This is a genomic window from Nonlabens sp. MIC269 (genome assembly GCF_001430865.1).
Taxonomy (GTDB): domain Bacteria; phylum Bacteroidota; class Bacteroidia; order Flavobacteriales; family Flavobacteriaceae; genus Nonlabens; species Nonlabens tegetincola.
In genome coordinates this window covers 2,801,880-2,821,957 of sequence record NZ_CP011373.1, presented here as the reverse complement: position 1 = coordinate 2,821,957, position 20,078 = coordinate 2,801,880, and the positions used below count along the sequence as shown (strand labels likewise).

The window sequence follows — 20,078 nt, the reverse complement described above, 5'->3', positions numbered from 1 at the left end:
GCAGCTCTACGGCTGCTTTTTTTATATCATAGGACAACTGATTTTATAACTTGTAAGCTATACCTAATTGAAAGTATCTGTTATTCGCTTCAGCTATTTCACCAAATTCCCTATCAAAAATATTAGCGAATCCATAACTATATCTCAAGTCCAAGGTCCAATTTTCATCTAGGTTGTACCCTATTCCACCTACACCAGCAATATCCCAGTTATAATAATCATTATTATCACGTTCAGTAACGTTTACTCCTGCTTGTGGACCTAGCAGTAAATACAATTTTTCTCCTAAATTTACTTTGGCAAGAACACCTACTTGTAACCAATTTGTTTTAAATTGAACGTTATCTCCGTTTTCTAATCGCAGCTCTTCTTCATTAACACCTATTGCAGAAAGTCCTATTTCAGGCTGTAAACTAAAGGAATCACTTAATGGTACAACAGCAAAGAAATTTGCATGTAACCCTAATCTAGAATCGGCATCCTCAATATCACCCGATAAATTTGAGTAATTAAGACCTAGCCTAAATCCATACTGAGCTTCACCGTTTACCTGAGAATAGGCATTCAGTGAAATAAAAATCACAAATAAGGATAAAATAATATTTTTCATGTGTTCTAATTATTTATTTCAAAAGTACTGTTTAATAGTTTAATGCTGCTTAAATATATTCTTGCCAAGAATTATATCCGATTATCTGCATTATATATCGATTTAATGATACCATCGGACAATCCAATCTTCGGTACATAAATATTTTTGGCCATACTCCATTTCATTGCTCTTAAATAAATTCTACAAGCAGGTATAATAACATCTGCACGATCTTGATTCATATTTAAACTGTATATACGTTCTTCATAAGTATACGATTGTAACTTTTCATAGTAACTAGCTAGATAAAAGTAAGAAAGTGGTTTTCCTTGAGATTTACCGCTACTTTTAAATATGTTATTAATATTACCACCAGAACCTATTAATTCGATTTTGGAATATGGTTTACAAACTTCTTTTACCCAATTCTCTGCCTCTGCCCAAAGAGAGTTATTTACCATATCATTAAGTAGCCTAACAGTACCTATTTGGAAGGAACGAGAAACAACCTCTTTCCCATAGGCGAAAAGAGTAAATTCTGTACTACCACCACCTACATCGACATACAAATAAACCTTTCTTTCGTCTATCACATTATGTAAATCGGTCATTGCAATTATAGCCGCTTCATGGGATCCATCAATAATTTCGATCTCAATACCGCAATTCTCTTTAATATAATCTGCGATTTCTTGGCCATTTTGGGAACCTCTCATGGCACTTGTTGCATAGGCTTTATACTTTTCAACCTTATGCACTTGCATAAGCAATTTGTATGCCTTCATGGCGTCTACCATACGATTGAAATTTACTTCACTTATTTCACCGGTAGTAAATACATCTTGACCTAATCTAATAGGTACCCTTACCAAACTTATTTTTTTAAAGTTTGGTGGATTTCCTGTCATAGTATTTGCTGTTGCGATAAGCAGTCTAATTGCATTAGAACCTATGTCAATGGCACCATATTTAACAGATTTAAAACTCATTATTGATTCTTAAGATAAGTATAGGTTTCGTATTGAGATCTTACAGATTTGTCTTCTAAAAGTTTTACATAATTATTATTTTGATTCTCATCGATCAGTCTAGCTTTTACATTGTCATTCCAACAAATCTCTAAAGTTTCTAATATTTGTCTTTTCACTTCGTTATCATAAATGGGACAAGCTATCTCTACTCTATGGTCTAGATTTCTAGTCATGAAATCTGCACTTGAGATATACAAAAGATCATTCCCATCATTGTGAAAGTAGTAGGCTCTAGGATGCTCTAAATATCTATCTACAATACTTTTGACTGTGATGTTTTCACTCATTCCAGGAACTCCTGGTATCAGACAACAAATACCACGTACAATTAATTCTATTTCAACACCTGCATTTGACGCCTGGTACAATAAATCAATCATCTTGAAATCTGATATCGAATTCAATTTACACCTAATGAAGGCTTTTTTTCCCGCTTTCGCGAAAGCGATCTCTTTACGAATCAATCGTTCAATACCGTTTCTTAAATAATGTGGTGCAACAAGTAAATGTTTATATCTATGTAATTTATAATTAACTTCAAAGAAGTCAAAAACTCGTTCTACCTCTTTGAGAACTTTCTTGTTAGATGTAAAAATGGTGTAATCTGTATAAATCCTAGCGGTTGCTTCATTAAAATTTCCCGTTGAAATGAATCCAAGTCTAGTGTTTTTACCTTTTATAACCTTGTTTACTACACATGCCTTACAATGTACTTTAAGCCCAGGAACTCCAAATATGAGTTTAACTCCTTCCTCTTGCATGAGTTCTGCATAATTGATATTTGCCTGTTCGTCAAATCGCGCTTGTAACTCTATCGATACTGTGACTTGTTTTCCATTCTTAGCAGCATTTATCAATGCAAAGGCTACTTGTGATATTTCTGCAAGTCGATAAATAGTTATTTTAATGGTAGTAACGTATGGATCTAGTGCAGCCTCTCGTAGAAACCTAATTGTATTGGAAAACGTATGGTAAGGCGTGTATTGTAAGATGTCTTTTTCTTGAATTATCTTAAAAATGGAACCTCTTGCTGGTATGTCCAACACCGGTAACGGCGATTTCTGTTCGTACAATAAATCCGTTCTACCTAGACTTGGAAATTTTAAATAATCCCTACGGTTATGATACCTACCACCAGGAATTATGGAATCTACGTCGTCAAGATGTAGTTTGTTTAGAAGAAATTCTAAGGTTTTATTATTTATTTCCTTGTCATACACAAATCGTACTATATCACCATCTTTTCTATCCTTTACACTACGTCTTATTTTCTCTAAAAGGCTTTGTTTTAAGTCAATATCCATTTCCAGCTCTGCATCAAGAGTAACTTTGATCATATGAGCTTCGATATATTTGTAATCAAACATATCAAATGTATAATGTAATCGATGTCTAATTACATCATCCAATAAAATTACATATTGATTATCATCATTTTCTAATCTAGGAAGAACTACAAATCGATTTAAGTATTTTGGTATCTCAATAATGGCATACTGCGTTGTTTCATTTTTTAAAACCATTCTTACTGCTAGATATCCCAAACCATCTCTCAAACTAGGTAGCGGCTGATTCGGTTTAAGAACAATGGTTGAAATTGCGGTACTTATTTTTTCATTGTAAAAATTTCTTATAAAGCCTTCATGTTCTTTTGGCAATTCCTTTTCATCTACAATTAATACATTTTTTTGCTTTAATTCGTTTTCAAGCTGTTCTAAAACGGTAAAACTTCTCGCCTGTATTGATATAACCTCTTTATTAATTTCTTCTAATAAATCTCCGGCTGATATTCCTCCTAAAGATTTAGTTGCATTTTTTCCTGCCTTATATATTCTTTGAATGGTGGCATATCGCACCCTAAAAAACTCATCTAAATTATTGGAAAAAATTCCTAAAAACCTAAGTCTTTCAATTAAAGGCACCGATTGGTCTTCTGCCTCTTGGAGTACTCTTTCATTGAATTTTAACCAACTTAATTCACGATTGTAGTAAGTATTCATTAACGAAGTTGTTTTGGGAAAATATGTGAAATCGTTTTACCAGGATTCAAGTCTTTCCATGAATTAATTGAAAATTCAAGAGTTACACAGCCCGTAGTAGGAACATTATCAAAGTAAATATCTCCAAAGTGATTTACAAATTCAGTAATTCCATGATTATGAGAGAATATTGTAATATGATCAAGGTCGTCATTTGCATTAAGAACAACTGATTCTAATTCTTCCTTGCTAAAAGTATATAAACTCCTATTAATTGAAAGAGAGTTTAAATTATAATCAAGATACTCGCAAACTAGAGTTGCAGTTTGTAGTGCACGTGCTGCACTACTTGACATGTAAATATCTGAATTAAATGAATTTTTTTTCAAATAGCTACCTATCAAATGTGCATCTTGTATACCACGTTCTTTAAGAACCCTATCGTGATCTCTTACTTGATATTCCCAAGTAGATTTACCGTGCCTGATGAGCGTTAATTTTTTCATTAAGGTTGTAGTCTTTTCATTTCCCAAATTGAATCTACCTGTTCAAAAAGTAGTCTATCGTGCAATCTATTTGGCCTTCCCTGCCAAAATTCAAAACTATACGGTTTACAAATAAAACCTCCCCAAAATTCTGGCATTGGAATTTTTGAAGTGTTTTCAAATCTTTCTCTAACAGTCTTGAGTTTGGATTCCAGCTGTTCCCTAGATGCTATCTGTGAACTTTGTTCACTAGCCCAAGCACCTAACTGACTTTCTCTAGGTCTCTTTTTAAAATAATTCTCAGAATGTTCTTTAGATACCTTTGAAATAGTAACCTTTATAATAATTTGTTTTTCTAAAGCAGGCCAAAAAAAATGTAAACATCCTTTTTGATAATTTTTAATAGCTTTTGATTTTTCGCTTTCATAGTTTGTGTAAAAAACAAATCCATTATCAAGAATTTCTTTGAGTAATACAATTCTATTTTTTGGAAAACCATCACTACCTAATGTCGCAATAGACATAGCGTTTGCTTCTTCAATTTTTGGATGTTCTTTAGCCATTTCAAACCACTCCTTAAATAACAAAAAAGGATTATTAGGAACATCTGATTCTATCAATTCACTTTTTTGATAGTTTTTACGTAAATCGTGTAATTCAGTTTTCATGGGTACAATAGTTCATATGCAATTTACAAAATGCATAGTTGAATTATTGAGATTAGTAATTAAAAGAATTTAAAAGAGACAAATAAAAAAGCCTTATCAAATAATGATAAGGCTTTAAGTCGGGGTGGCAGGATTAATGTAGCCGCCCGCAATAACTTATAAATCAATATGATATACTCCAACAAATAATAAGGATAACCGAAATGCTAACCTTCTAAGTTGTTTTAAGATATCCTTGTTTGACAAATCATCTTGAGTAAATTTAAGGAAATGAAATACTTAAACCTAAATAAATAACATCAAATTCTATGAAACTTTTTGAAGGTAATCTATGATGATCTTCTCCTCTATCCCACTATATTCCGAAAATTCCTTAACCGTAATGAATTGATGAGGTTTTTTATCATAATGAACTCTAATATCATTAAGCAGTTTACGACCATAACGTTCACTTCTGCCTGTGAGGCAGTGAACATCTTTAGGAAATATGCAAGCTCTTACAATCTTCATTTTAATACACTATCCATACTTTATCTATACCTCATCCTGGGGTGAACCATATACCTTAATCGGCAAAAACCGTGCTAAGTGGCTGCGGCGGTATGAGTTATTCTGAAAGCTATACAAATCTACCTTGATTTGTTTAATAATCATAAAATTTTCTAAAGATGGCTAGACAAACTGGTATTATCAAGCTGAAAGGAACACTTGGCGACATCTCCTTTTACAAAAGCTCTGATGGGCATCTTGCACGCACCAAAGGTGGCGTGGATGCTAATCGTATCGCTAATGACCCAGCGTTCCAAAGAACGCGTGAAAACGGTTCTGAATTTGGACGCGCTGGTAAAGGTGGTAAAGTAATCCGAAATGCTATCCGAGTGCTTTTGCAGAATGCAAAAGACAAGCGTGTAGTAAGTCGATTGACAAAAGCTCTTGTAGCTGTTACCAAAACCGATACAGTCAACCAACGTGGTGCTAGAACTATCGAAGATGGTGATATGAGCAATTTACAAGGCTTTGAATTCAACTTGAATGGTAAACTTGGTTCTACCTTGTTTGCACCGTACTCTACTTCTCTGGACCGTGCAACTGGTGATGTTGAATTGAACCTAGCACCATTTGCACCAGCGGTACGAATAGCTGCTCCTAGTGGTACAACTCATTTTAAAGTTGTGACTGGTGCTGCAGAGCTAGACTTTGCAGGTGAAACCTCAACTTTTGAGAGTGCCGAAACCGCTATTCTACCTTATGATGGTGCGAATACTGCTGCGATCAACCTTACGGTTGCATTGACTGCTGGTAGTGCGTTACCAATTCTGCAGGTAGTTGGTATCGAGTTCTACCAACAAGTAAATGGACAGATGTATCCGCTTAAAAACGGTGCATACAACGCCCTTTCTGTGGCAAATGTAGATACCGTGTAAGATGGAAATACTACTGAAACGAAGCTACTTTGAAAAGGGTACCAACGGTGCCCTTTTCGTTAATGGCCACCTCATCTGCTTTATGATTGAATTGCCCTGGCGTGAAAACAAACGTAATATTTCCTGTATTCCTGAAGGGCGCTACGAAGTAGTGTCGCGTTTTTCGCCACGATTTAAAAATCATTTACACGTGTTGGATGTTCCTGGTCGCCGTTTGATCTTGATTCATCCAGCTAATGATGCGCTAGTTGATTTGGAAGGCTGTTTGGCACCTGTTTCACAATTGAGTGGTATTAGTAAAGGGTGGAACTCCAAAGCTGCTTTAAACAAGCTATTATCGCTTTGCTATCAGGCTTATGACAAGAAAGAGAAAGTATTTATCAAAATTTCAAATTAAACATGAACAGATACTCGCCTTAGCGAGTACAAAATCTCAAAATTATGACACTAATAGAACGTTATAAAAAACCGACCCCTAAATTCTTTAGAACGCTTAGAAACATCGGTATTGCTTTGGCTACCGCTGGCGGCGCTATCATTGCTGCCCCTGTTGCTCTTCCTGCAGCTGTGGTGACTCTTGCTACTTATATGACCGTAGCTGGAACGGTGGCAACAGCAGTTAGTCAGGCGGTAACTGTTGATGATGATGACGCTTCCGCGAAAGCGAAAAAAGAAAAGTCTCCAGAGACTAAAGAATAATCGGATGCCACACAGATACATTCACATAAAGGCTTCCGTCGTTGGTGGTACACTTTCTTCAGCTTTGGTTCATATTACCTCTGAGGATTTGATTACAACCGCTATATTGGCAGCATTTGGTGCGATTGTAAGTTATTTGGTGTCACTGCTGATCAAGAGGTTTCATAAACGATTGAAACATCGCAAGCAACGCTAGAAAAGAGAGCTTCACTAGAGGCTCTTTTTTATTTTACGAAAGCTTCAATGGTAACACCAAACCCCACCAACATAATTTTAAAAAGAAAACAAAAAAAGAAAACGCTATGTCTGGTGGCGTGGCCAAGCTGTCAAGTTTTTTGGAAAAAATCGTGCGCTTTCGATATGGCAATACAAACGATACAAAAGAAAACAGTAAATGAGGTAGACAGCGCTTTGGCTAAGCCAGCAGTAACCTTTCTAAAATGATAAATTGAGACCAAAGTCTTTGAAATGGTGCGCGCTTTTGGCGCACTATTTTTTTCAAAACCCGCAGGGCCTGAACTTTACTGCTGGTGTGCGGCTGGCCTAAGGAAGCCAACTAAATTTATGACCTTTTTTATTTTTTAATCAAAGTTCTTCCAAAGAAGAATAAAAACATTTCAACTTGATCAGGCTTCGCGTGCAATTCTTTTGAGAGATTGTTGATAATTTCAATATAAAGACAATACTTCTGTAGTGAATTTGAGGGCTTTATACCTTTCAAGGCTTTGAGATCTTCGAACCTACCTAGGTTGACAGTATTCATTATTTGTTGATCAAGAATAACTGCCTTATTATAATTAATAGTTGTGTTTAAAAAATGGCTAAACTTGGTCATAGTGGAAATTGCAAGACCAGGTATGGCATTAATGTCATTAATTAATTGATCTATTGAAATTTCAGCATTTCTATAAGGTCGTAATTTTTTTATCAATAGTGAGAGATTTGGTTTTGACAAAAGTTTGGATATATTGTTACCTCTCCCACCAGTAGAGTAACCCCACATAAGCGTTTTAATAATGAACATTTCATATTCACTATTTATTGAATAAAGCTCTTCTCGAGTTATTGTAATTAATTGCTCGTCTGCAAATATTTCTTCGATGTAGGGATTCAATGGAAAAAATCTTACCCAATTTTTACGTGCAACATTAGTAGCTTGATATTGATAAGGAAATGATTGAATAAACGTTTCAAAGTCTTTTATTTTCATGAATGTAATGTAGCGAAAATATTTCAGCAGGTAATCCAAAAGGCGCGAGCCGCCTGCGAGATGAGCAAGGGTGCCGTGAGTGGCTGCCTGAAGTTCTAAAGGCGATCACGGCTATGTTTACACTAGGTGGCGCAGGTTTTTGATAACTTCATTTGTAGCGGAGTTTTTATTGATTTGGGTAAGTGCTGTCCCGCAACAAACGCAGGATGACAAATCTTGAAGGAATGTTTCTTGTCATATAAATAATTGTTACTTAACTGAGTTAAGGGACAGCTCTTACTTACCAGGACGGAAGCGGTACCAGCTTATCCGCTAGGTAAGGTGGTATGGCTGTAGGACGTTATTTAAGAACAGATTTTGTTGAATTGGCATCAAAAAATGTAACACCGGTAGACCTAAAGTCTATGGCAGTCTTCCTATTCCGAAAACAAAACACGTCGAACTCGACCCCTGCGCTTTCTTAAAATCCTGCAACCGTAGCCCTGCTATGCTTTTGTCTTTTAAAAATCGATTTCTTAGTGTTTTGTTCTCTCATAATGTAATTCTGCTATAGACTTTAGGTCGTAGCCCGCAGCGACACGCAGGCTCGCAAAACATTAAATAGCGGTTGTGCCTTAATAAATTATACGTGTGCATAGCACACACAGGTTTGGATTTTAAGGCACAAGAGTAGCTATGGGTGAGGAATAGCGTAATGTGTGCAATAGTACAAGTAAATAGTGCGACCGAGGACATTTCGCCGCAGTAGTAGTATTTATGGTAAGCACAAAGACGACGATAGGAGTTATTGTGATTATGTACTATGGAACTAAATGGAGCGACTGACGAACACCTTATTACCTGCCTTCCCAAATTTTGAAATCTTTACTGAGGATTAATTGGAAGGTGGATTTATTATAATTGGGATTATAGATGGTATATTAAACTTTTAAGGAACAGTATTGTCAAAGATTTTAAGGCTTGTGTTATTTCTTTAAAAGAGTTAATCTTCATTCTCTTTCTTCTCGTAATTCTGTATTAATGAAGAAATGAAAGCACCACCAGCTGCTGTAGCTAGCCAGCCCCAAATACCCACACCAGTTCCCAGAGCAGCAATTCCTATGCCTCCAGTTCCAAAAATGAATAAGCCAGTGACAGCACCTAGGAAAGCGCCAATAAATAGCTTGCTATTAGTTGATTGATCACTCCACATAATTCGTTTGATTTCTTTAGCTTTTTGCTTAGTCGTAAGATTTGAGGACTGAACTTCATTTACTTTCCTTAGAATCGTCATCAGTTTTTCTTTCCTATTATTGGAAAGCTTTGAGATGTGTTTTATCGCGTTAGCTAGGTATGCTTTTTGTTTATTATTTATCACTTTTAATTAATAATATTTTTCTTTTTATCATTAACCAATTCTATTTGTTCTTGTTTCCATTGCTCAATAGCAACAGCTGCAATATCGGCTTGCGCTTTTGCTATGTTTTTAATCAAATCATCATTGGCTTTGAGTTCTTCTTCAATTTTAAGTTCATTCATAGCAGTATGAACTTTAACAGATGTGTTAACTTCTTGATTTATATTAGATTGAAGCAATAGTTGTTTCACTTTAGCCTCGTGTTTTATACGATCTAAAATATCATCGTAGATGCCACGTTCTGTCATCATTTTAAAAAGAATAGGAGCAATTTCAATAAATATAAAAAGAATAGTAATTAGCCATTTTGCATACCAGACCGTTGTACGTTCAGTTTCGTAATGACTTAAAACTTCAGTACCGTCATCGTTTACTTTCATTACAGCCTTTTTATTATAACATAGATTGCTCAAAGCTGACAGTCGAGCTAAAAGACCATTTCTACTTGAAATTTCTGTTTCAATTTTTGCTACTTGTTCTTCAGCTTCTGTTGTCCTTTTTTGAATTAGTTCATTTAAATTTCCTATTCTATTGTAATCTGCTTCTCTTTTTTTAGAATATTCCTGATTTAATTCTGTGAACTCTTTATTAAGAAGTAGATAGGCATTTTTGGCTTCTCTAAAAACAGGACCTTCACCTGGTTTTCCTGTACCACAAGTTCCATTGAGTTCACACATATATTTATCATATGCCTCATCTCTTTTAATTTTTAACCCAGCTATTTCTTCTTCGTGTTGTTTAGTAATTTCTCTAAGAGTAATTATTTCATTTCTATCGCTTTGATTTAGCTGTTCTGCAACCTCTAATGCATCTGTTTTTTGCTGCTGTATTGTGACCAAATTTTGACGTGCTATTTCAGAATTAATTTCACTTTCAAATAATTTAAGCTCTAGAGGTGTAGAGATTACAAATCCTAATATCATTGCCATTAATAATCTTGGTGCAGCTTCAATAAGCTCCTGCCTTGATATGGTTCTTTTACCATCTCCAACTCCAAAAGTAGAGACTATATACCTATCAAGATTAAATATCAATGCACCCCAAAATAACCCAAAAACAATTGCTAAGTATGGATCTTTAAATGCTGTAAAAAACGCATAGCCACCAGCAAAAGAAGCCATTAACGCAGTAAACAAAATTGTACCACCTATACCAAAATATTTATTATTATCAGTTGGTGCTTGTTTCAAAATATCTAGATCTGCTCCTGAAGCCCAAAGAAAAAGCTTGTAAACACTTTTGAAAGGTTTATTTAGCACTCTTTTTATTTTTTGAATAATACTCATTGTGATTGGTGGATTATGTTTTTAATTTTTTTAAAAATTGTGTTAATAGTGAAATCTTTTGAAGGTTTTGGTATCTCATCAAAATTATCAATCAAACTATTTTTAGTTTCAAACTTTGGTAGTTCTAGGTTTTGTAATGAAGAAATACCTGCATTCAATTTTTCAAATGGAATCTCAAGCGACTTAAAACTCTTTAAGTCTACCGATTCTATTTTTGTGTTTAAGTTCATTTTAGGTGTTTCCACAAATAGTTGTTTAACTACTGGCGCTGGAAATGGATGTGCCTTTATCTCTTCAGTTACATTAGAAAATAATCCCACTGCAGCGATTGTAAATTTGGTTTCTTCTCTTATGCGGACGTGCATAAAACCATTAGGATTTTGAACTCCCACTTTTGGTTTAATTTGAACCTCTTTTGTGTTTTCTGTTTCCCATATTAAATCGATATTATCAATTCCTTCATTTAAATTGATTTCCCAATCGAATCTTTTAATTTTTGGTTTTACTACATCTACAGTCAATTCTTGTTCTAGTAGCTCATCAAAATAACCATAAGCAGATAACTTATATACTAGTTCTTTTTCAGGTTGTATTTTAATTTCAGTATTACCAGAAAACTCACCTTCTACGTTAGATATAACCACTTTCTTAATATTCTCTGTTTCCCAAGAAAGTACTAATGGTTCTAGTGAGTCTCTTAAATTTTTATTGACATTAAAACTTTTTATAAGAGGTTCTCTTAGCAAAGCATTTATGCTGATACTTTCTTTTTGATTACCTATGAGATTATAGGCAATTATATCAAAATAATTTTCTTTTGCTTTGCACTTAACCTTTGAAGAATTATGTAGTATTGGGCTGTAGTATTGTTGATCAATTTCAACATATCTAGAATACTGAGTTTGAAAAGTGATAGTTACAACTTCATCTTTCTCAGATATAGTTTTTTTATCAGTTTCAATATTCTCGATCTGAGGTAATATACTTAAAGAGTATGTAAGCTCCATTAGATGTGAAGCCCATTCGGCTGCGGACATTCTAGCAGAACTATTGGAATAACCATCGTTAAATACTTTAGAAAAATTGTTTATAAGCTCCTTTAAACCAGCATCACTTAGGCTTGACATAACCGCCAGAAGATTGTTATGAACCGTTTTGTTTTCAGCTAAAAACTCTTCTGATTTATAATCTATTGCTGGCCATTCATTCTTTTTGAGGTATTTCTTTTTAGTAGCATCATCTGAATCCTTAAGAAAAAAATAAGGCATTACGTCAAATACCAATTGAAAAATAAAATTTGCTAAAATCCAATACTCTTCTCTTAATTGCTCTTTTACTGAACGTTGTTTATTATCCTGATTTGAATTGATAAGATTTCTTAAAGTACCAGATATAAAATGACCTATAGTTCCTAATGTAGAAGGTTTTTCTTGTGTGTCAAAATGATATCCACTGTCATAATCAATAATAGCAAGCTGTTTTTTTTGTGGATGATACCAAAGAGCTGCTTCCTTTAGGTCGGAATGTATAAATTTTAAAGAATGAAAGAAATCAACCGTATGTGCTAATTGGTGACTGATAAAGATTTTATCAGGAATTTCTAATTGTCGATATTTTGAGTTGTCAGTATTTTCTGCACCATAATCTATAAATCCAAGCGTGTTAAGGTTATACATAATAAAAGCAACAACCTCAATTTCTTCAATCTCATCATAACCTTTAAAAGCGGCAAATGGCAAACCCATTAATTCTGGTCGTTCTATATATGAAGGAATACCACTTTTAAGTTGATTTTTTTTCAGTTTGATATGAAGTTTCTCAATTGTATCGTATCCGTGAGATTCGTTTTCTTTATCAGAAAAAATTTTGATTACATATTGATCACTTTGTATTCCATTAATGCTTTTAACTGAATGTATCTTAGCAAAACCACCTGAACCAATTTCTGTTTCTTCAAAATCAACAGAATTTATAGATGCGATATTGTTACTATTATCTTGATCTAATATGGATAAATCTTTAATTTTAGTAATTGTTCTAACCATTAATTTTAGATTTATAATAGTGCAAAACTTCTGGAGATATTAAAATACCTAAAGCTGCATCATCTTCTAATCTACTTTCAGATTTTAGTTGTTTTAAAATATCTTGATTGAACATAATCAGTTCCTCTTCAAAAGATTCAGGATCTTGATTTTTATTTAAAAGTGAATCAAGACCTTTCAAAATAATCTGAATTACTGTATTCTCATATCTCCAATATCGTTCTTCATCATCCTTTAAAATGAAATTATTTTCTAAGGAACCAATACCGTCTGAAAACAATAGCAAAATATCACCGACTTCTGATATTAATTTTAATTCAATTTCAGAAGCTTTTAACTCTTGTTTACCACTATGATTTGAAATATGCTTGGTTAGTGCTCCTTCAGGAGAAATATGAGGAATCATAATATCTGAATAACGATAAGAAATACCTGAGTTTGCATTTACAGCAAAGTCTCCTCTACATTGAATAATCCCGCCATTACCGAGATATTGAATATTAGTTTTATTGTTTTTTAAGTCAGTTACTAAACTTATAAATGTAGTACCTCCCGTTATCCCTTTCTTTTGAAGTACATTAAGTTCTTTACTAAGGATAATGTTTTCAGTTTTAAGCATTCGTTTATCGATAAATAGTTCTGCAACTGACCTAGCTACGATACCAGAATCCTTGAATTCACCAATACCATCACAAATTATTAATCCTTTTAGATTATTATCTTCATCAATAAAAAAATCTGCATAATCTTGATGAAGTTTAACATCAATATGTGCGGCGCTTAAAAACATATTAATGATTTATTTTAGAAACTGTTGAAATACTTTTTATCATATGATTTCTTATTTCGTCTGGATTAAGTGTAGAGGTAAACAAGGATTCATCAGAAGCAAGCTTTTTCATACTTTCTTTATAGTCATCTAAATCATCTATATCAAAGTCTTCTTGCCAACTTGTACTTTCAAAAAATATTGATGAAATCGTTACTTTATTATGAAGCTTTAGTTCATTACATTTTTTAAGGGACAATTCGTAATCAAACACAACACCATCGCTAAGTACAATTATAAGAGCTTGGGCGTTTTTTTCAGCATTAGCTTTTAGATAATCGGTACATTCGGCTTTTACGGCTTCCATCGTCTCTGCTAGCATAGTAGAATTGTAAGCTGTAATAAATTCACAAGGATTATAGTTTTTATCTAAATTAAAATCTTTTACAGGAATTTGCTTTAAAATATTTACACTTTCATTAGCATAAGCATATAATGAGACATCAAAGCAGTTTTTATTTTTGCTAGTTTGTAATCGTTTTAATGATTCTTTTATGGAATCGCTTAATTCTTCACCTTTGCTTCTTCCTGTTTTACCTGGATAAGTCATAGATCCTGAACCATCCATTACGAACACTACTAATTGATAGAATAATCTCGGAATTGTAAGTTTTGAGAGGCCAGCCGTAAGCGCACTTGTGTTGATTTTTGATAGATCTATTTTAGATGTGCTTTTAAGCGATGTATTTCTGGTAGTCTGTAGTTTGTTACTCATCTTTTGTATATTCTTTTTCCAGTGATAAATATTCTTCTAATAATTTTTCTTTTTGATCTTTAAAATAAAGGTCCCAATCATTTATTGCGATAATCGAAATATATTCATCAGAGCATAAAATTATTTCCAACTCATTTTTAAGACGTTTATATTTTTCTTTTAGGGATTCAAAACGCAGGCTTAACTTTTCTAATTCATTTTCAGAAGAGATATTAGAACTAGGATTTTTGGAGGTGAGGTCATCGTGTATGCTACGTACTAATTCTATATCATTACTCTTATAAGCTTCTGTTAAAGCTGTAAACGCCACAGACGCTTCATCTTTATCTTCAATAACACATTTTAAAGAATCTGGATGACAATATTTTGAAGCCTCTCTATATAGTTCCTTAATACTGCGTGTGTCAGTTTCATTTAGATCCGGTATATTAATCTCCTTTTCTCGTGCATAGTCTTCATTGGTTTGATGAAACGCCTCGTCTACATTTTTAAAATTTTCATCAATAAAGCCAAAACGCTCAAGCTTTTTATAAATCTTACGTTTCAATTGTAAAATTTTAGATATCAAAGGATTGAGTTCTAAAATATATCTATGATTGAATTGCTCTAATATACGCTCTACATCAGCTTTTTTTATCTCTAATGATTCTAACTGAAAAGAAATTAAGTTGATTTGATTAAGTAATTGTTGCTTCTCAATTGCTGTTATATCTACTAGGATGGTTCGTTCCTTTTCAAAAGCATTCATTTCATCTACAGCCTTATCATAATCAGCAGTTTTTAAAAGCTCTACGATTGAAGCTATATCAGGATGGTCTTCGAGTTTATAAATATAAGGTTGCATTTTATTAGCTTCGCCTATATCTAAAAATGCTTTTATAAGTTTAAAATGCTTGTATATTTCTTGTAAAGTAAGCGGCTCTTTAGCATCGTCTATCTTGCTAGAAATTTCTTTTAGCCGTTTAAATTCAGTTACAAACTCATTAGCTCTTTGCAGGTTATCTATTACAATAGTAACCTCTTCATTATTAGTAGAAAAAGCTTTTTTTGACCAATTTGCACTACCACTTATAACTGTATTAAAGTCAATAATGCAAAATTTCATATGCATTAATTTAATATCGTTTCCTATCATAGAGAAATAGCCTCCGTTTTCATCTATTTTACCGTAATCATTATAAGAATTATGATTAAACTCGTGGTTTGTTATAATAACCTCAACACGTATTCCCTTGTCCTGTAATTCTAGTAGTTTTTTGAATAACGTTGTATCTGTAAACCAAGCAACAGCTACAAAGACGGTAGTTTCGGCATTGTCAAGATGTTCTAAAATGATGCTTTTTACATCTGTTTGTTGTGTAAAATAACTATCTATCTGCATATTGGGTTGGTTAGCATAGAATCTATTTCAAAAATGATACATTTATTTATAGGATCAATGAGTAAAACCGTAATTAGTTTTTGTCTGTTGACATTGAAACCTTTAAGATCACAAAATAAAAATATTCTCTTACATAATACCTAAATTGTCCAATATTTGTCAAGTCTCTTAATGAAAACTTTACTAAGTTGATAAGTGAACGCATACGAACGCTGAGAGAAGCTAATGACATCCTACTTAGACAGCTTGCAGCTAAGCTGGATATGGATCAAGCATTATTAAGTAAGATGGAACGAGGTGAGCGCTCTTTTAGAAAAGAAGATATTGATGCACTTGCAAAAATCTTTAAACAACCAAAAAAAGAATTGTATATACTCTGGTTGGCTGATAAGGTTTTAAAGACAGTAGGAGGTGAAAGATATTGCAAGGAAGCTTTGGAACTAGCCTTTAAAAATGTGTGATCAAAATACAATTCATTTTTTATTTAAAAATTGTATGTAGCTAATTACTGGGTGTCTGAGTATTAATACTATGTGTTCTAATTTTTTTTGAATTTGCAATTTGAGCGTTGGCAAAAAATACTGGTTATGGTAATGGAGCGTCTATCCGATAGGCAGGTGCGTAACGGACATAACTGTTGTTGCGCGGAACCGTAGGCTCTTGTTGCTGAAGAGTGAAGGGACGAATGTAGCTTCGCGAAATAAGGTAGTGAGTGATGAAGTGGCAAGTGCCGTAGGTGGGGATTAGTTAATAGTATGTAGTTTATTTAATCACTTTAGAAATTTCATTAGCATAGTTCGCTAATTTTTCTATAGGAGTTTTAGCTACTCCAGATGAAGATAAAGCGTTAAAATCACCAACTACATACAAGGCTGCACGAGCTCGTGTAATTGCTACATTTAAAATGTAACTGTTTTTATTGACGAAATCTAGCTTCGATTTTGCAGCGTTAGTACTTATAACCATGTTGAATATAATGATATCCTTTTCGTCACCTTGAAATTTATGTACACTATCAATTTTTAACATATTATCTGATTCCCCAAATGTTTCTTGCAAGAGTTTTTTCTGACCGGTGAATGGAGTGATAATACCAATCGAGCATGTAGGGTTCTCCTTTCTTAATCTATTATATAAATTAACAGTTGATTCAACTTGTTTTTGATTTGTGTTGCTTTCATTATCCATGTCACCAAGAACATTGACCCAATGAAAACCTTTTTCCTTTGTATCGTATTGCTCTGGAGAGGTTCTTACTGACATTACCTGTCCTAAAGTTAACTTATAGATATTGTCATTAGACCATTGTATGATTTCTGGATGGCAACGATAATGCTCATTAAGCATTACAGATCTAAAATTTGATTTTTTAGAGAGGTCATCGATATAATCAAATAACGACTTACTAGTAAAATCTACCTGGAAAGATCCTACGTCATACTTGCTAGCAACATAGTCAGCTTCAGGCTTAGTAATATTAGTAATGTGCGGTAATTGATTAGGATCTCCTAGGATAACTAATCGTTTTGCTCGATATATTACTGGCAAAAGAGAAGCTAGATCGCATTGCGATGCTTCATCTACTATTACAAGATCAAAAATTGCTGGACTTAAGGTAAATGCATTTCTTACAGATAAGCTTACGGCTGAGAAAAGTTTAAGTGATTCTATCATTCCAAATTGGGCCTTCTCAAGCTCATCAATTTGATTTTGCTGCCATGCATTTTTCGCTGGTAAAAAGTTTCTATAACTAATCAATGCATCACCATCTGCGGATAAAATTCTTTTATCTATTAAGGCATCTAACACCTTCTTAGATTGATCTAAATGTTTATTCTCAAAGGTTTTAAATTCAATGCTTTGTTGCTCTAGTTTGTTCTTTAAATCGGCTAACTCACTAGTCAGTTGATTGTAATTTGTTTTAACCTGATCCAGTTCATTTTGTGCGTTTGATATCTTTAATTCAAAATCTTTCTGCTGTGTTTTGAGCCAATTAATTTCGTTTAAGAATTCTTTAGCAGATGATTTAATGCCTTGATCATCTAACAGTAATGGTGCAGTTTTATCTACAATCTCATCTATGGAATGAGGTAAGCTTTCGCGAAAGCGTAGTAATTTACTTTGTATTTCACGCTTCTTACTTTTTTGAAATAGATTTCCAATAATTCCAGAGGGATATTTTCTAACATGATTTTGAAGGCTTTTTAGCTCAGAGTCTCTATAGGTAAGTTTATTTTCTTTATCAATAAGAACATCCCAATTCTCGTTATCATTGCCGAGATTATCTAATTTCTCTTTTGCTAAAACAATTCTATTTTTTGCTTTGACAATGTTATTCTCTATTTCTGCTATCTTGTTAGGTATATTTTTGAACTGGATATAACTGGATAAGAAATCTTTCAAAAGTTTATCTTGTTTATCAAATTCTGAGTTGATGTTCTCATCCAAAGTTTGCCTTCTATTGGTAAGTGCTGTGATAGCTGGCTTCACCTCTTCTTCGATATTGCCACTACCAGCAAACTTTATTAAATATGGGCTATCGATTAATTGGCTGAAGCGATCGTTCACAGTATCAACTGCTTTATGATTGCGACTTACAAAAAGACATTTGACATCATTATAAAGAGCATTAGCCATTATGTTGAGTACTACTTGGGATTTCCCTGTTCCTGGAGGACCGGTAATAACTGTAATAGGTTGAGAAAAAGCTAATGAGACAGCTCTCTTTTGAGACGCATTTAATTGACTTACCTTCAGTACTGGTTTGGGTAAACCTTCCACTTGGTTAGTGCCAATAGGTTTGTTTAAAAGAATTTTATAGAACAAGCTGTCTTTTGATAAATTACTACTCCCTAGCTTGCGTAATTCACTCATTAGCTGAGCGCTATACAAACCTTCCTGATGGAGCGCTAATGTCACACTCTGTGAAAGTTCAATAACTGTGTCCAATTCTTCTCTAATTGCATCTATCTTATCACTTAGAGAATTGAGTGTTGTTAGCTTAGACTGTATTGTCTCGAGAATATCATCTGCTAGCTGCATTTTTTCAAGACTAGGCACATACAACTCAGTACTTTCTGTGTTAATATCAATTAAATATGTATTTGATATGGTACTTCTGGGAATTACTTTATAAAACAATGGCACTAAACGCGTTCCTATCACTACATTAAGACCTACAAATACATCCTTAGGCCATCGTGATGCACCATCTTCAATGTAGGCAGAAAAAAAATCTGGATAATTATCAAGTTTTACTGTGAAGTCAGGAGAACTATAATCAATATTTTGCGCTATGATGTTATTTTTCAGCTCGCTGGCTTTGTATCGCTCTGACCTGACTAAAGAAAGGTAATATTGTAGAAGCCTTTTATCTGGTTCCCAACCCGAAGTATCTACCATATGCCGTAATATGACACTTAGCCTGGTTGGATCTATTCTTCTTTGCGTTGGTTGATCAAAATTTTCCTCAGGATCAAAGCTCATCGTCTCGTCTATACCAAAACATTCTACGAGCTTTTCTATCTCATGATCTGTGAAATTTAACTTACTGCTGTTCCTGTCTTCCAGTGCCTTAATTATTGAATTAACATCTGTCACTCTAAACCAACGCTCTGCCTGCCGAGGAATTTCTTCCTTGTTAAACTCTACTGGTCGTTGAAAATTCACAAATGTGCTGATATGGCCTAGGTCTATATCATGATTAGTGTCAAGAAAATTTTCTTTACGTTCATTAAGAAACTCTAATAGAGAATATTTATATGCACGAACTTGTTGAAATGGATTGCGCATTCTTGCCCCACCACTTACAAATACCGTTTTAGAGTCTGCTGTATCAATGCTCCACTGGCCATTTTCGCTTAACTTTAGAGTCCCGCTATAATCTTTAAAGTCAATAACTGTTATCTTTCCATGGGCTATGTATACGGCATCTATTTGATGACCGTTAACACTCAAATTGGCAATTAAGATGTGTAAACTCTGTGTTTCCTTATCATTGTGATAAGCTTGAAGCTGACTGGCTAAACTTCTAAAATACTCATTTTCATGAGTCATTTCTTTTCTAACACGGTAAAATTTGATTGGCATGATGATCAGTTAATTTCTTGAGATTTTTGCTTAATTTATTTACTGGCGTTAACTTCCTTATATTGAATTTTTACTCTTTTTAACCAAATAAATTGTAGAGGTCTTAAAGGTATTATTTATTGAGAATATCTAAAGCTTTAACTTTCCTTTTATTTAATTTTCTATAAGCTAAATATTCATGGTAAATATCACTTTCTTCTTTTTTAAAATTAGTAGTAGCTGCACCGGATTGAAAAAAATGTAATAACG

At 33.6% G+C, this 20,078-nt stretch carries 18 protein-coding genes; 4 read left to right on the top strand and 14 right to left on the bottom strand.

Going from position 1 to position 20,078, the window contains the following annotated elements:
- Positions 1-43: 43 nt before the first annotated feature.
- From AAT17_RS12700 to AAT17_RS13240, 6 genes are all read right to left on the bottom strand, one after another.
- Positions 44-610 (bottom strand): porin family protein, encoded by a 567-nt coding sequence (locus tag AAT17_RS12700; protein WP_042279336.1) that lies wholly within the window; start codon positions 608-610, stop codon positions 44-46.
- Between the two features lie 71 nt (positions 611-681).
- A complete protein-coding gene (locus tag AAT17_RS12695) occupies positions 682-1,581 on the bottom strand; it encodes an exopolyphosphatase (protein WP_172792962.1) in 900 nt (299 codons plus the stop codon).
- Entirely contained in the window at positions 1,581-3,623 is a 2,043-nt protein-coding gene (ppk1, locus tag AAT17_RS12690) for a polyphosphate kinase 1 (RefSeq protein WP_060524835.1), read from the bottom strand. The genes AAT17_RS12695 and ppk1 overlap by 1 nt, the downstream gene beginning before the upstream one ends.
- Positions 3,623-4,108, bottom strand: coding sequence for a histidine phosphatase family protein (locus tag AAT17_RS12685; protein ID WP_042279483.1), 486 nt, complete (start codon positions 4,106-4,108; stop codon positions 3,623-3,625). The genes ppk1 and AAT17_RS12685 overlap by 1 nt, the downstream gene beginning before the upstream one ends.
- The gene (pdxH, locus tag AAT17_RS12680; protein ID WP_060524833.1) at positions 4,108-4,755 is read right to left on the bottom strand and encodes a pyridoxamine 5'-phosphate oxidase; all 648 of its coding nucleotides are present in this window, start codon (positions 4,753-4,755) and stop codon (positions 4,108-4,110) included. The genes AAT17_RS12685 and pdxH overlap by 1 nt, the downstream gene beginning before the upstream one ends.
- 306 nt (positions 4,756-5,061) lie before the next feature.
- The gene (locus AAT17_RS13240; protein ID WP_082586980.1) at positions 5,062-5,265 is read right to left on the bottom strand and encodes a hypothetical protein; all 204 of its coding nucleotides are present in this window, start codon (positions 5,263-5,265) and stop codon (positions 5,062-5,064) included.
- Between the two features lie 158 nt (positions 5,266-5,423).
- Here AAT17_RS13240 and AAT17_RS12675 point away from each other — a divergent pair, with 158 nt between their 5' ends.
- From AAT17_RS12675 to AAT17_RS12665, 3 genes are read left to right on the top strand one after another with little or no spacing between them, the layout of a single operon-like run.
- A complete protein-coding gene (locus AAT17_RS12675) occupies positions 5,424-6,179 on the top strand; it encodes a hypothetical protein (protein ID WP_060524831.1) in 756 nt (251 codons plus the stop codon).
- A 1-nt stretch (position 6,180) separates the two neighbouring features.
- Positions 6,181-6,576 carry a DUF5675 family protein gene (locus AAT17_RS12670; protein ID WP_060524829.1) on the top strand — a complete coding sequence of 132 codons (396 nt, stop codon included), beginning with the start codon at positions 6,181-6,183 and terminating at the stop codon, positions 6,574-6,576.
- A gap of 44 nt (positions 6,577-6,620) precedes the next feature.
- Positions 6,621-6,878 carry a hypothetical protein gene (locus AAT17_RS12665; protein WP_060524826.1) on the top strand — a complete coding sequence of 86 codons (258 nt, stop codon included), beginning with the start codon at positions 6,621-6,623 and terminating at the stop codon, positions 6,876-6,878.
- 574 nt (positions 6,879-7,452) lie between these two features.
- Here the strand turns inward: AAT17_RS12665 and AAT17_RS12655 are convergent.
- The 7 genes from AAT17_RS12655 to AAT17_RS12625 form a co-directional block, all read right to left on the bottom strand.
- Positions 7,453-8,088, bottom strand: a complete 636-nt coding sequence (locus AAT17_RS12655) for a hypothetical protein (protein ID WP_060524822.1) — start codon at positions 8,086-8,088, stop codon at positions 7,453-7,455.
- Positions 8,089-9,070: 982 nt separating this feature from the next.
- On the bottom strand, positions 9,071-9,361 hold the full coding sequence (locus AAT17_RS12650) for a hypothetical protein (RefSeq protein WP_157539286.1): 291 nt from the start codon (positions 9,359-9,361) through the stop codon (positions 9,071-9,073).
- Positions 9,362-9,447: 86 nt separating this feature from the next.
- Complete coding sequence (locus AAT17_RS12645; RefSeq protein ID WP_172792961.1) at positions 9,448-10,743, bottom strand: DUF4407 domain-containing protein; 1,296 nt, start codon at positions 10,741-10,743, stop codon at positions 9,448-9,450.
- 23 nt (positions 10,744-10,766) lie between these two features.
- Positions 10,767-12,815, bottom strand: coding sequence for a hypothetical protein (locus tag AAT17_RS12640; protein ID WP_060524816.1), 2,049 nt, complete (start codon positions 12,813-12,815; stop codon positions 10,767-10,769).
- Positions 12,808-13,605: a hypothetical protein gene (locus AAT17_RS12635; RefSeq protein WP_060524814.1), complete on the bottom strand. Its 798-nt coding sequence runs from the start codon at positions 13,603-13,605 to the stop codon at positions 12,808-12,810. The genes AAT17_RS12640 and AAT17_RS12635 overlap by 8 nt, the downstream gene beginning before the upstream one ends.
- 1 nt (position 13,606) lies before the next feature.
- The gene (locus tag AAT17_RS12630; protein ID WP_060524812.1) at positions 13,607-14,359 is read right to left on the bottom strand and encodes a vWA domain-containing protein; all 753 of its coding nucleotides are present in this window, start codon (positions 14,357-14,359) and stop codon (positions 13,607-13,609) included.
- Entirely contained in the window at positions 14,352-15,740 is a 1,389-nt protein-coding gene (locus AAT17_RS12625) for a phospholipase D-like domain-containing protein (protein ID WP_060524810.1), read from the bottom strand. The genes AAT17_RS12630 and AAT17_RS12625 overlap by 8 nt, the downstream gene beginning before the upstream one ends.
- 188 nt (positions 15,741-15,928) lie before the next feature.
- Between AAT17_RS12625 and AAT17_RS12620 the strand changes: the two genes are divergently transcribed.
- Positions 15,929-16,201, top strand: coding sequence for a helix-turn-helix domain-containing protein (locus AAT17_RS12620; RefSeq protein WP_060524808.1), 273 nt, complete (start codon positions 15,929-15,931; stop codon positions 16,199-16,201).
- 301 nt (positions 16,202-16,502) lie between these two features.
- Here the strand turns inward: AAT17_RS12620 and AAT17_RS12615 are convergent, their stop codons facing one another.
- Positions 16,503-19,829 carry an AAA domain-containing protein gene (locus AAT17_RS12615; RefSeq protein ID WP_082586978.1) on the bottom strand — a complete coding sequence of 1,109 codons (3,327 nt, stop codon included), beginning with the start codon at positions 19,827-19,829 and terminating at the stop codon, positions 16,503-16,505.
- Between the last annotated feature and the right edge of the window lie 249 nt (positions 19,830-20,078).